Origin of the sequence: Exiguobacterium sp. s166, assembly GCF_018618855.1 — a bacterium.
Lineage (GTDB): Bacteria > Bacillota > Bacilli > Exiguobacteriales > Exiguobacteriaceae > Exiguobacterium_A.
On sequence record NZ_JACSMU010000001.1, the window covers coordinates 398,203 to 411,535 of the forward strand.

The 13,333-nt window shown below is 46.5% G+C and carries 15 protein-coding genes and 1 tRNA gene; 2 read left to right on the plus strand and 14 right to left on the minus strand.

Annotated elements, in window-relative coordinates:
* Positions 1 to 16 precede the first annotated feature (16 nt).
* The 13 genes from tig to KNP93_RS02070 all read right to left on the minus strand — a co-directional run bounded on the left by tig (position 17) and on the right by KNP93_RS02070 (position 10,038).
* Complete coding sequence (gene tig / locus KNP93_RS02010) at positions 17 to 1,309, minus strand: trigger factor (RefSeq protein ID WP_012371016.1); 1,293 nt, start codon at positions 1,307 to 1,309, stop codon at positions 17 to 19.
* A 108-nt stretch (positions 1,310 to 1,417) separates the two neighbouring features.
* The gene (locus KNP93_RS02015; RefSeq protein WP_214852867.1) at positions 1,418 to 2,440 is read right to left on the minus strand and encodes a hypothetical protein; all 1,023 of its coding nucleotides are present in this window, start codon (positions 2,438 to 2,440) and stop codon (positions 1,418 to 1,420) included.
* 21 nt (positions 2,441 to 2,461) lie between these two features.
* Entirely contained in the window at positions 2,462 to 2,974 is a 513-nt protein-coding gene (locus tag KNP93_RS02020) for a hypothetical protein (protein ID WP_251138592.1), read from the minus strand.
* A 114-nt stretch (positions 2,975 to 3,088) separates the two neighbouring features.
* A tRNA-Arg gene (locus KNP93_RS02025) sits at positions 3,089 to 3,162 on the minus strand.
* A gap of 66 nt (positions 3,163 to 3,228) precedes the next feature.
* Positions 3,229 to 3,735 carry a metallophosphoesterase family protein gene (locus tag KNP93_RS02030; protein ID WP_131502758.1) on the minus strand — a complete coding sequence of 169 codons (507 nt, stop codon included), beginning with the start codon at positions 3,733 to 3,735 and terminating at the stop codon, positions 3,229 to 3,231.
* Positions 3,736 to 3,741: 6 nt separating this feature from the next.
* On the minus strand, positions 3,742 to 4,338 hold the full coding sequence (locus KNP93_RS02035; RefSeq protein WP_214852870.1) for an XTP/dITP diphosphatase: 597 nt from the start codon (positions 4,336 to 4,338) through the stop codon (positions 3,742 to 3,744).
* Complete coding sequence (gene rph / locus KNP93_RS02040) at positions 4,335 to 5,087, minus strand: ribonuclease PH (RefSeq protein WP_188004577.1); 753 nt, start codon at positions 5,085 to 5,087, stop codon at positions 4,335 to 4,337. The genes KNP93_RS02035 and rph overlap by 4 nt, the downstream gene beginning before the upstream one ends.
* Positions 5,078 to 5,893 (minus strand): glutamate racemase, encoded by an 816-nt coding sequence (gene racE, locus KNP93_RS02045; RefSeq protein WP_188004578.1) that lies wholly within the window; start codon positions 5,891 to 5,893, stop codon positions 5,078 to 5,080. Before racE ends, rph begins: the two co-directional genes overlap by 10 nt.
* Positions 5,894 to 5,980: 87 nt before the next feature.
* Positions 5,981 to 6,244: a phosphocarrier protein HPr gene (locus tag KNP93_RS02050; RefSeq protein ID WP_012371023.1), complete on the minus strand. Its 264-nt coding sequence runs from the start codon at positions 6,242 to 6,244 to the stop codon at positions 5,981 to 5,983.
* A 65-nt stretch (positions 6,245 to 6,309) separates the two neighbouring features.
* On the minus strand, positions 6,310 to 6,765 hold the full coding sequence (locus KNP93_RS02055) for an acyl-CoA thioesterase (RefSeq protein ID WP_131502762.1): 456 nt from the start codon (positions 6,763 to 6,765) through the stop codon (positions 6,310 to 6,312).
* A gap of 66 nt (positions 6,766 to 6,831) precedes the next feature.
* Positions 6,832 to 7,638 (minus strand): succinate dehydrogenase iron-sulfur subunit, encoded by an 807-nt coding sequence (gene sdhB / locus KNP93_RS02060; RefSeq protein ID WP_114595290.1) that lies wholly within the window; start codon positions 7,636 to 7,638, stop codon positions 6,832 to 6,834.
* Entirely contained in the window at positions 7,638 to 9,401 is a 1,764-nt protein-coding gene (sdhA, locus tag KNP93_RS02065) for a succinate dehydrogenase flavoprotein subunit (RefSeq protein WP_214852873.1), read from the minus strand. The genes sdhB and sdhA overlap by 1 nt, the downstream gene beginning before the upstream one ends.
* Positions 9,402 to 9,420: 19 nt before the next feature.
* A complete protein-coding gene (locus tag KNP93_RS02070) occupies positions 9,421 to 10,038 on the minus strand; it encodes a succinate dehydrogenase cytochrome b558 subunit (RefSeq protein WP_114595289.1) in 618 nt (205 codons plus the stop codon).
* Positions 10,039 to 10,262: 224 nt separating this feature from the next.
* On the opposite strand from KNP93_RS02070, the gene KNP93_RS02075 reads away from it, so the two are divergent.
* A complete protein-coding gene (locus KNP93_RS02075; RefSeq protein WP_131502764.1) occupies positions 10,263 to 10,682 on the plus strand; it encodes a DUF2507 domain-containing protein in 420 nt (139 codons plus the stop codon).
* A gap of 109 nt (positions 10,683 to 10,791) precedes the next feature.
* Positions 10,792 to 11,406 (plus strand): PH domain-containing protein, encoded by a 615-nt coding sequence (locus KNP93_RS02080; protein WP_012371029.1) that lies wholly within the window; start codon positions 10,792 to 10,794, stop codon positions 11,404 to 11,406.
* Positions 11,407 to 11,507: 101 nt separating this feature from the next.
* Here the strand turns inward: KNP93_RS02080 and uvrC are convergent, their stop codons facing one another.
* The gene (uvrC, locus tag KNP93_RS02085; RefSeq protein WP_131972411.1) at positions 11,508 to 13,292 is read right to left on the minus strand and encodes an excinuclease ABC subunit UvrC; all 1,785 of its coding nucleotides are present in this window, start codon (positions 13,290 to 13,292) and stop codon (positions 11,508 to 11,510) included.
* Positions 13,293 to 13,333 lie beyond the last annotated feature (41 nt).

The following is a 13,333-nucleotide window of genomic DNA, read 5'->3' on the forward strand; positions in this document are numbered from 1 at the left end:
CTGTTCGGTTGTTTGCTTATTTTGCTTTTGCGTTGTCAACGAGAACGTCGATTGCTTTACGGAACTGAAGATCACCTTTAAGTGTATCCAATCCGCCTTGTGGTGCAAGCATCGTTTCGAGTTGATCTGCAGGAATGTTGTAGAGTTCAGACATCGATTGAAGTTCAGCTTGCGCTTCTTCTTCAGTGACTTCGATTTTTTCATCTGCAACGATCTGTTTAAGAACGAGACGAGCTTTAACGCGCTCTTCTGCTTGTTCTTTCATTTCAGTGCGCATCGCCTCTTCAGTCGTTCCAGTTAACTGGAAGTACATGTTAAGGTCAATTCCTTGTGACTGAATGCGTTGTGTGAATTCTTGGACCATACGTTCAACTTCGTTTTCAACCATGACTTCTGGAAGATCAACTGTTGCGTTTTTAGTCGCAGCTTCAACCAACTCATCACGCATTGAAGCATCAGCTTCTTGTTTGCGTGTGTTTTCAAGACGTGTACGAATTTTTGTTTTCAACTCATCAAGAGAAGAAACTTCTTCGTCCATTTCTTTAGCGAACTCATCTGTCAATTCAGGAAGTTCTTGTGCTTTGATTTCGTGGATTGTTACTTTGAATACGACTGGTTTTCCAGCGAGTGATGCTTCATGGTACTCTTCTGGGAACGTGACGTCGATATCTTTTTGCTCGCCTGATTTAAGACCAACCATCTGCTCTTCAAATCCTGGGATGAAGTTTCCAGACCCGATGACGAGTGAGTAGTTTTCTGCAGTACCGCCGTCGAATTGGTTTTCACCATCGAAACCTGCGAAGTCGAATACGACTGTATCGCCATTTTCGATCGCGCCGTCTTCTTTAACGACGAGCTCTGCACCGCGTTCTTGCATTGTTTTGAGTTCAGCATCGACATCTTCGTCTGTAACGTCTGTTTCGACTGCTGTGTACTCAAGACCTTTGTACTCACCGAGTGTTGCGTCCGGCTCAATCACGAATGTGATTTTGAACTCAACTGGTTTTCCTTTTTCGAGTGTTTCAACGTCGATGTTATCAAGCGCGATTGGCTCGATTCCAGATTCGACGACAGCACCTTCGATTGTGTCTTGATATAAGATATCAAGTGCATCTTGGTAAAGTGCTTCTTCGCCGTACATTTTGTTAAACATTGCGCGTGGCATTTTTCCTTTACGGAAACCTGGTGTGTTCAATGTCTTAACGACTTTTTTGAACGCTTGGTCTACCGCTTTATCAAATGCTTCAGCAGGCGCTTCATACGTGAGAACGCCGAGGCTACCTGATTGTTTTTCCCATTTTGCAGTCATGCTGAGTCCCTCCAAAAATGTCAATTAGCGTACGTGTGTGTACAACAAGTCACATTATAGCACAATCGTTCTGAGGATTACCACTGTTGAACAAGGCATTCTCTTGAATTAGAGAAGTAATGCCTGCTCATACTGTTTCCCTTCCGGTAACACGAAATGAACAGCCTGATAAATCTTTTCAGCTTGTTCACTCAAGTCGGATGGTGGTGTTTCCGAAATGAAGTCGAGTTCAGTCAATTCATCGACCGCATCCAACCACTTCCGCCAGCCGTCGTCCCCCTTCAGTGTTTCATTTGGAAAGACGATTTGATACCAATTCATGAACAACAGTGCCTTGAACGGATCCATTCGTTTTAACTTAAACGTCTCATCACTAAAAGCCTGTAGTTCCATCGCCTGTCTCGCCACATGTCTGTTGAGTTGATCCGGATCTTCAAAGACATGCTCTACCCGGATGGACGGAATGTATATCCGCACCGGAAATAGATCCACATTCTGAGGCAGTTGTGGAAGTAACGCCTGAATGACGAGAACACTCTGTTCTTTGACATCTTCTCCCGTGAGGTAGTCATGAACGATATAGTGGACGAAAGAAGGATTCGTTCTTAAATCGATTTGTCCGATCGAACGAAACTGTTCCTCCATCGTCCCGAGCCGGTAAAGCTCGACCCACTCACCTTCATCTGCGTGCATAGGTGATGTTTCACGGATCTTCACATAGGAGGAATCATCCGTTTGTCGCGCATTCCCCTTCTTACGCGAAAGCGATTGGGCCATTTCGTCTAATTTTAATGCAAGACCATAAGGAAGATAGGGAGAGGCAGTTCGTAAGGCCACGTTAAACGAATACCGCTCTCCCTTTTCATACATGAACAGCGCGATGAGTTGTTCGACACCGTCTACATCCAGAAAAGGATCTGCCACTTGTAAATAAGCTTCCACACCATGTTCAGTTGTCAAAAAAGCTTCCTGAATCGTGTAGAGTACATAGAGAACGTCTTCTTCTGTTTTCCAGTCCTCCAATTGCACGAGCTCAGCTGCCAACTCGTCTTGGCTCAATCTGGCAAGCCGCTTGCGTTCGTCTTCCAAGGGTTGTTCCATCCAACGTGATTGCGACTGATTCACAGTCATCCCACCTTTTTCATATCTGTCTTACTTTGTGAACGGATCAAGCAAAGACGTCCAGTTCGAGATAGCCTCTTGTAATTGCCCCGCCTGTTCGATTCCCATTTTGTTAAGTGTATCCAAGGAAACATCCGTTTCCAATAACCGTGTGATGTCTTCCGATTGATTCACGTACTGCTCAAGTTTTTCACTTAAGTTCTTCAGTTCTGCTGGCGGACTGTCTAAGTTTGCAAGCCGTTCATCAATCTGGTTCAATTCTTCGTTCAACTGTTGGACCGTTCCATCATTTTTTAATTGTTCGATTTGCTGATCCAGGGCTTGTTCCGGATTCGCCGCATCACGTGCTTCCGTCGCTGCTTGATCGAGCTTTGTCGATAACTCAGATGTCACTTGCGACGTATCCTTGGCAATGTCTTGCAATTGTCCTGCATAATCGACACTATTCTTTACGTCTGTCACTTGCTGTTTTGCATTATCCACTGTATCCGTAACCTCGCTACAGCCGGCTAAAGCCACTGTCAATACGAGGATTCCACTCATTCTCTTTAACATCCTTATCATCCCTTTCAAGTTCATGATACCTTAAGTATACCCGAAAAAAGGGATAAAAAAAAGAGACCTCCCTCATAAGGGAAGCCTCTATTTTAATTATAGTGTCCCAAGAGGGATTCGAACCCCCGACCGACGCCTTAGAAGGGCGTTGCTCTATCCAGCTGAGCTATTGAGACGTGTCAACACGAATAAACTATACTAAAACAATTCTTTCGTGTCAATCACATTCGCAAAAACTCTTTTTAAAGCATTCCCTCGAGATACAGGGCATTGATTCTTTCGCCTGTCAAATCATAAAAATCAACCGTAAATTGATTATTTTCTACCGTCAACAAGGCATATGTCTTTTCCGGGCGATGACGTGGCATCCGAATCGAGCCCGGATTGATAAATAATTTCCCGTCCCGCTGTTCGGCTTTCGCGACATGCGAATGACCGTATAAAACGATTGCTGCCGCTTTCTGATCGGCATGGTGAACCAATTGATCAAGACTGTACTTGACGTCCTGCCGATGACCGTGGACACATAAGACACGAAACGGTCCTAGCTCTTCAACGACGTCGTCCGGAAAATCATTCCCATAATCACAGTTCCCTTTCACAACACGATAGGGGTATAACGATTCGGCATCTCTTGTCAGTTGGGAATCACCGCAATGAAAGGCAACATCTGCTTCTTGGTGGCGGTTGAATATCGTCAATAGTTCCTGATCGAGACCATGGCTGTCACTTACGATTAACGCTTTCATTTAAAATCACTCTCCCAAAAAAGTAGTTAATGTCGCTTCAAGTTTTCGCAACGCTTGTCCACGATGACTGATGGCCGCCTTTTCACTTTTCGTTAATTCGGCCGCCGTCTGATTTAAGGGCGGAATAATAAACAATGGATCATAACCAAAACCGTTTGTTCCTTTTAATTCAAATCCAATCCGCCCTTCCATCGTCCCACGGACAGTCAATGTTTCACCCGACGGTTTTGCCAGTGACAAAGCACAGACAAATCGAGCTGTTCGCTGTTCTGCCAGTGTGTCCGCTAACTTTTCTAACAGCAACGCGTTATTAGCAGCATCTGACTTGTCCTCTCCTGCAAAACGGGCCGAGTAGACACCCGGTGCTCCGTCTAACGCATCCACTTCAAGCCCGGAGTCGTCCGACAGTACGGCATGACCAAAATAGGCCGCTGCCTCTTTGGATTTCAATTCCGCATTTTCTTCAAATGTCGATCCGGTCTCTTCGGTCTCAGGCGCCGTCTCATAATCCAGTAAGGATTCAACGTCGTATCCGAGTCTTCCAAGCATCGCCTGAAACTCACCGACTTTTCCGGGATTTCTCGTTGCTACGATAATTTTCATCCGTGTTCCACCTCTTCCCCGACATACCACCACGAGGCGCCTAACGATTGTTCCGCCGCATGGAGGAGTTCTTCAATACCCTTTTCCCCAAGTTCGAGCATATCGAGCATTTCTTTGCGAGAAAAGGTTGCTTCTTCTCCTGTCGCTTGCAGTTCGACGATTTTCCCGGACGATGTCATGACGAGATTCAAGTCGACATCTGCCGCTGCGTCTTCTTCATAACAAAGATCAAGCAATAACTCCGTCCCGACTTTCCCGACCGATACTGCTGCTATTCCTTCTTTGATTGGTGTATCCGTCAGCTTACCGCTTTGAATCAATCCGTCAACCGCTAAGACGAGCGCCAGGAAACCACCTGTAATGGCCGCTGTCCGGGTTCCACCATCTGCTTGAAGAACATCACAATCAATCCAAACCGTCCGTTCGCCTAATTTCTCAAGATTGACGACAGACCGCAATGCCCGGCTGATCAATCGCTGAATTTCCATCGTCCGTCCTGTCTGCTTGCCTCGAACGGATTCCCGGCCTGTCCGTTGTGCTGTCGCCCGCGGTAACATCGCATACTCGGCATTGATCCATCCGTGTCGTTTCCCACGCAGGAAGGGCGGTACTTTTTCTTCGACCGTCGCTGTACATAAGACCCGTGTATCACCAACCGATATCAGCACCGATCCTTCTGCGTGTTTATTGACACCCGTCTCGAACTGAATCGTTCGCATGTCTGCTTGTGCTCTTTGATCTAAACGCATTTTTCTTCCTCCGTTCCTAACACTAACCGTTTTGCCTGGACCGGTTGATTTAACCAGTCACTGGCGATTCGTTCAAAAGAGCGTGTATCACCGGTCGCATGATAGACATGCTCCGGAACGGTATCGTGTGCTGATGTGATGCCGTTATAATCAAGCAAAGCACTTACTTCAAGTGCGGTTTCGTCTCCCGAAGAAATCAGCTGGACGTCTGGTCCGATGACTCGTCCAATGACTTCTGCAAGCAACGGATAATGTGTACACCCTAAAATCAGTGTATCCATATCGTACGAAAGCAAGGGTTTTAAAGTGTTCGCAACGACACGTTCCACATACGGTCCACTTGTCTGGGATGATTCAACAAGCGGGACGAACGGTGGGCAGGCCAACGACTCGACGACGACTTGTCCCTCGACATGACGTAATGCTTTTTCATACGAGTTACTTTCAATCGTCATTTTCGTACCGATGACACCGATTCGTTTCGAACGTGTGACTTTAACCGCAGCCCGTGCACCCGGATCGATGACACCGATGATTGGAATCGACAACTTTTGCCGGGCTTCCTTCAGGACGACGGCTGTCGCCGTATTGCAGGCGATGACAATCAATTTCACATCTTGGGCGACAAGAAAATCAATCATCTCCCACGTAAATTGACGAATTTCTTCTTCCGGCCGAGGACCATACGGACACCGTAACGTATCTCCGACATATATGATTTGTTCATGGGGCAGCTGACGCATCAATTCACGTGCGACCGTCAATCCACCAACCCCAGAATCTAATACTCCAATTGATCTATTCACGATTTCCCCTCACTTTCCTCTCATCTCATATGGTAACAAAAAAGGACGACGGTGCAAGACCGGCGTCCAAGAATGTACGATAAAGGATTACTGAGCAAGACCTTCGCTTGTCAGCATATCTGAAAGAGTCGTGATAGCTTCAGAAGCATCGTCACCGTTTGCAACGATTTTGATGTCTGAGTCTTTTGCGATTCCGAGTGAAAGAACACCCATAATCGACTTGAGGTTTACAGTCTTTCCGTTGTATTCCAAGTTGATGTCTGATTGGAATTTAGAAGCTGTGTTGACGAGTTGTGTTGCCGGACGAGCATGAATGCCTGAATCCGCGATGACTTTGAATGTTTTTTCCATGATTAAGAAATCTCCCTCCACTAATAACGTACTAGTGAGTCGTTTTCGAATATGTGAACTCATTATCAAATGATAACGGATTCGAATCGATTCTGCAAGGAATTTTTATATGCTTCATTCCATGGAAAGGCATTCCCGGAACGATCAATCTGAACCATCGAGGTCCGTCCTGTAAACATCAATTCCTCTTGTTCGCTGAACGCTGCGTAATGCACATCACACGAAGCCGTTCCGACCTGTACAGGATAGGCGTAGACGGCAAGACGGGCCCGCGGATAGACTTGTCGGATGTAGTTACACTGTGCATCCGCGACGACGACGATGCCGTCGTCAGCAAGCGAGTAGCCCGTTTCTTCTAGCATCAGAGTCCGGACATCTTCGAAATAAACGAAGGGAACCCGATTATTCATATGACCGTAAGCGTCGGTTTCAGCGAATCGGACCGCGACATCAAGTCGCGTCCCGTGTTTCATCTGTTCCAACCATGGATCTAAATCATTGATATAACTAGGTACACGCACAATCATTTCCTCCTTAAACTATAAAAAGAAGGAGCATCGCCCCTTCTTTAATTTTACGTTTTTGTATTAATGACTAACTGCTTCACCCGTACGTCCTTCGTCACTTCCGAAGAATTTCTTGAATGAGTGCAATGTCGTCTGACGGTTCATTGCCGCGATTGATGTTGTCAGTGGAATCCCTTTCGGACACACTTCAACACAGTTTTGTGCGTTTCCACACTGCATGATTCCGCCGTCTTCCATCAAAGCTTCAAGACGCTCTTCTTTGTGGAACGCACCGGTTGGATGCGAGTTGAAGAGACGGACTTGCGAGAGCGCTGCCGGTCCGATGAAGTTCGACCGGTCATTGACGTTCGGACACGCTTCCAGACAGACACCGCATGTCATACATTTCGAAAGTTCATATGCCCACTGACGTTTGTTTTCCGGCATCCGTGGTCCCGGACCTAAATCATACGTACCGTCGATCGGTACCCAAGCTTTGACTTTCTTCAAAGCATCAAACATCCGTTGACGGTCGACCTGAAGGTCACGGACAATCGGGAACGTCTGCATCGGTTGAAGACGAATCGGTTGCTCGAGCTTGTCGACAAGTGCTGTACATGATTGACGGGGCGTTCCGTTGATAACCATTGAACACGCGCCACATACTTCTTCGAGACAGCCCATATCCCAGTTGATCGGTGTCGTTTTTTCTCCGGCTGCATTGACCGGATTACGACGAATCTCCATCAAGGCCGAAATGACGTTCATGTTCGGGCGGTAAGGGACTTCAAATGCTTCATCATATGCTTTACCATCTGGTCCATCTTGACGTTGGACGATGAATTGAACCGGCTTTTGATTCGTTTTCTGTTCGAGTGGTGTCGCCATTATGCCTTCACCTCTTTCTTCGACTTCTTGCTATAGTCGCGCTTACGTGGTGGAATCAATGATGTATCGACTTCTTCGTAATAGATTTCCGGATGACCGTTCGTATAACGGGCCATCGTTGTTTTCAAGAACCGTTCGTCATCACGTTCCGGGAAGTCCGGTTTGTAATGGGCACCACGGCTCTCGTCCCGTTTCAGGGCTCCAAGCGTAATCGCTTCCGCAAGATCAAGCATATGATCGAGTTGACGGATGAATGATGCGCCCTGGTTGCTCCAACGTGCTGTATCCGTTGCCGAAATACATGTGAAGCGGTCACGGAGTTCCTTGATTTTCTCAAGCGTTTGCTCGAGTTTGTCATTGTAACGGACAACCGTGACATTATCTGTCATGACTTCACCGAGTTCACGGTGAATTTGATACGCATTTTCCGTACCTTCCATCGCGAGGATGTCGTTGAAACGGTTGATTTCTGCAATCTTATGTGCTTCGACGACTTCTTCCGGCATTTCATGGACAGACTGATCGAGATCGTTCATGTAAGCGATGGCTGCCGGTCCAGCGACCATTCCGCCGTATACGGCAGACAATAATGAGTTCGCCCCTAGACGGTTACCGCCATGCATCGAGTAATCACACTCACCGGATGCAAATAAGCCCGGGATGTTCGTCATTTGATCATAATCGACCCATAATCCACCCATTGAGTAATGGACTGCCGGGAAGATTTTCATCGGTACTTTTCGTGGATCATCTCCGACGAATTTTTCGTAGATTTCAAGAATCCCACCCAGTTTGACGTCCAGTTCTTTTGCATCTTTGTGGGAAAGGTCAAGGTAGACCATGTTTTCCCCGTTGACACCAAGCTTCTGATTGACACAAACATCAAAGATTTCGCGCGTCGCGATATCACGTGGCACAAGATTTCCGTAAGCCGGATATTTTTCTTCCAGGAAGTACCATGGCTTGCCGTCTTTATACGTCCAGACGCGTCCGCCTTCACCACGTGCTGATTCGCTCATGAGACGCAGTTTGTCATCCCCCGGAATCGCTGTCGGGTGAATCTGAATAAACTCGCCGTTCGCATAAATGGCACCTTGACGGTAGACAGCTGCCGCCGCCTGCCCTGTGTTGATCACCGAGTTTGTTGATTTTCCGAAGATAACCCCCGGACCGCCTGTTGCTAAAATGACTGAGTCAGCTGCGAACGCTTCGATTTCCATCGAACGTAAGTTTTGACATACCGCACCGCGACAAATACCTTCTTCATCGATGATTGCACGAAGGAATTCCCATCCTTCATATTTTTCTACCAAACCTTGCGCTTCGAACTTACGGACCTGTTCGTCGAGTGCATACAACAATTGTTGACCTGTCGTCGCACCGGCATAAGCCGTCCGGTGATGTAATGTTCCTCCGAAACGACGGAAATCAAGCAATCCCTCCGGTGTCCGGTTGAACATGACACCCATCCGGTCGAACATGTGGATGATTTTCGGTGCTGCTTCCGTCATCTTTTGAACGGGTGGTTGGTTGGCTAAGAAATCGCCGCCATATACCGTATCGTCCAAATGTTGGTAAGGTGAGTCACCTTCCCCTTTCGTGTTGACGGCCCCGTTGATCCCCCCCTGCGCACAAACGGAGTGTGAACGTTTGACGGGCACAAGTGAAAATAATTTAACGGGTACACCTTGTTCTGCTGCTTTTATCGTAGCCATCAAACCGGCGAGTCCTCCACCGATGATGACAAGATTCTTATTCGCCATGTTGTTAGTTCCCCTTTCCTTACAACACGCCTGCAAACGTCAAGATCGAGCGTACGCCTACAAACGATAATCCGATGAATACGAGGGCTGCCACATAAGACATCGCTTTTTGAGAAGCGGGTGATTGTGTGATTCCCCATGTGATGCAGAACGTCCAGAGACCATTCGCCAAGTGGAACGTCGTCGCTAAAATTCCGACGATGTAGAAGGCAAGCATGAATCCGTTATCGACGATATTTTGCATCATACTCGCATCAACTGCCGTACCCATTGCTGCTGCAATCCGTGTTTCCCAAACGTGCCATGTGATGAACACGACGAGGAAAATACCTGAAAAGCGTTGTAGCACATACATCCAGTTCCGGAAGTATGTATAACGACCTGTGTTCGCGGAACCTGTAAATGCGATGTAAACACCGTAGATACCGTGCAGGATGATTGGAATGAAGATGACAAACACTTCCAAGAACAACCGATACGGAACGCTCCCCACGACTTCCGCAGCCTTATTAAAGTCTTCCTCCCCACGAACGATGAAATAGTTCGTCGTAAAATGAGAAAGTAAAAATAACCCGATTGGAATGACGCCGAGCAGTGAGTGTATTTTACGCCCCACGAAATCACGATGATTCGCCATCCAAATCCCCCCTTTTGTTTGCCAATCAAACGTTGGCGCATTTTGGTAGAAAAGCGCTTTCATAAGGAAATTCGTCTTTTCATCACTTATTCTACTCCTGTCCTTTTTATAAGACAACCCGAGCCGTTGCATTTAACTGCAAATAACTGCAAATTTTTTCAGGAAAACAATGACCGAGGAGAATTACCCCGCTATAATAGTTTCAGAGATAGGAGTGATTGTTGATGGATTCAGTACCAACGCCCTCTTCCGCATTCGGAATCGAACTGATTCGCGACTATGTGCTGATGGATTTACTAGGAACAGATTATCGCCATGTCATCTATTGGGCAGGCAAGCGACTGGCACGTGAATTCCCGATCTTAAGTGCCGAAGAAGCGACTCCCTTTTTTTACGAAGCAGGTTGGGGACATCTCGAACTAAAGAAACAAAAAGGAAACTCCCTGAGTTTTTTATTAACACCGCCCGAATCGACACGCCTCGACCGTCCTGCAGGTTATTTTCAACTGGAAGCCGGCTTTTTAGCGGAACAATTTTCCCGACTGCATGGTTGTGTGGCTGAAGGATACGCTGAATTAAATAAAACCCACGTGCAGATTTTAATTGAGATGGATCCAAAAGATCCGATTGAACGTTCACTTTGAAATCCGGACAGGAGTTTGAAGGCAAATCTCGAATTCTTGAAACATGAAACCTTTTTAGTCTGATTGCCGTATCAATACTCAGTCGCATCTACCAAAGGAGGAATTTTTTATGTTCAAGAAACTAGCAGCCGATTTAACAGGATTCAGTGATATTGGGCAAGTGATTCACCCGGACGATTTTGACAAGGCCGCCGCGGATGACTATGTGTTACATGAAGACGGCGAAAAAATTTATTTTTTAATCAAATCGAAAACAGATGAGTATTGTTTTACGAACCTAGCGCTTGTTCACCTTGATGGCGAAAGTGCCGTCAGCTCAAAACGTGTTCTCTATCGTTATCCATATGCGCATTACCCGATTCGTCATGTCATGTTTGAAACAGCCGGTACAGTCGACCTTGATGTCGAAATCAAGTTCGAAATCGGTGGAAAACATTACTCGATTGATGTCGATAAAAAACAGCTTGAACACGTGAAGGATCTCTACAAAGCACTTCTTGCGATTGCCGAGAAGCAATACGAAGGACAAAAAATGCTTGAGTTCGCCAACAGTTCACTGAATCATTCCGTGACGATTCTCGGCGGTCTTCGCCAAGGCGACATGAATGTCCCGCAAACGTTCAAAGACTTATCGCAAGAGTCGTTCGACTGGTTACAGGGTCATTATTACAAATGGAATCAAAAAGACTTTGGTTCGTTCTACGAAAAATATATCAACAATTAAAACCAATGCTTTAACTTAATCTGAAGGACCACTATAAAAAACGCGCCAGCCTCTCGCTTTCTATCAGAAATCCGAGGGAATGGCGCGTTTCTTTTTTTATTTTATTCTTCATTCGTCTGACTGAGATATTCCGCAACCGTCTCCGCTAACTTAACGGGTAAGCCCGCTTCCGTCAGCTGTTCGATGTTCGCTTTCTTCAAACTCCGCATCGATCCAAAATGACGGATCAACTGCTGACGGCGTTTTGGCCCCACTCCGGGAATATCGTCAAGCAACGACCGGGTCATTCCTTTTGAGCGCAATGACCGGTGGAATGTGATGGCAAATCGATGGACCTCGTCTTGCATACGTTGCAGCAGATAAAACGCACTCGAACGTGGATGTAGTTCAATCAACTGCCCGCCTTCCCCGAACAATAATTGACTCGTCCGGTGCTTATCATCTTTTTTCAGTGAGCCGACCGGCAGGGATAACCCCAGTTCATCTTGAATGACTTCAAGTGCCGCATTTAATTGGCCGAGTCCACCATCAATCAAAACGAGATCCGGTAATCGAGCTCCTTCGAGCAGAAGGCGTCGGTAACGCCGTCTGACGATTTCCCGCATCGATTCATAATCATCCGGTCCTTTGACCGTCTTGATTTTAAATTTACGATACTCTTTTTTGAGCGGCTTCCCGTCTTCGAAAACGACGAGTGCCGAAACGGCATCAGCACCTTGGATATTGGCATTATCAATGATTTCAATCCGCGATAACGGATGGATCCCAATCGCATCGGCAAGTTCCTGGACGGCCTGAACGGTTTTCTTTTCATCACGGGCAATCAGTTCGAACCGTTCGCCGATTGCATTCTCCGCATTTTTCGTCGCAAGATCAAGCAACTTACGTTTTGACCCTCGCACCGGGACATGGACACGCAAATCAAGCGCTTCTTTGAGCAACATCTGATTAACGAGGGGGGGCACATAAATTTCGCTGGGCTTGATATTTTTTTCGTAGAACTGAACGATAAAACTCTCGAGCTCTTCTGCCGGTGTTCCGTAAATCGGAAACAGTGATACATCGCGCTCGATCATTTTTCCGCCACGCAGGAAGAAGACCTGGACACACATCCATCCTTTATCGACATAAATCCCGAAGACATCCCGGGCAGTCAAATCTGCTGTAATCATATTTTGCTTATTCATGATGGATTCAATCGCCCGAATTTGGTCACGCAACTCCCCTGCCCGCTCGAATTCCATCTCCTCCGCTGCAACACTCATCTTTTGTTGCAACGACTGGACCAGGTCTTTTGTTTCTCCCGACAAGAAACGGCGGATTTCCGAAACGATGTCTTTTTGAACGCCTTCCAGGTTCGGAATTTCGCAAGGACCGAGACATTGACCAATATGATAATACAAACACAATTTCTTCGGCATCGGCTGACATTTTCGCAATGGATACAATCGGTCGAGCAGACGTTTCGTTTCGTTCGCAGCATAGGCGTTCGGATAAGGACCAAAGTAATGTCCGCCGTCTTTTTTTAATTTACGGGTCGTAATCAGACGCGGATACGTCTCATTCGTAATTTTAAGATACGGATAGGATTTATCATCCTTCAGCATGATGTTGTATTTCGGATCGTGTTTCTTGATCAGCGTCATCTCAAGAAGCAAGGCTTCGAGCTCGCTTCCGGTGATGATGTATTCAAAATCACGAATGTCTGCGACAAGCCGTTCTGTCTTTAAATCATGCGCTCCGGTGAAATAAGACCGGACACGGTTCTTTAAATTTTTGGCTTTTCCGACATAAATGACCTCATCGAATTGATTTTTATGCAGATAGCAGCCTGGTTCGTCAGGTAAAAGGGATAATTTCGCCTTAATATGTTCTTGATGACTCACAAAAATGTCTCCTTCCACCGTTTCTAGTTTTACGTTATAGG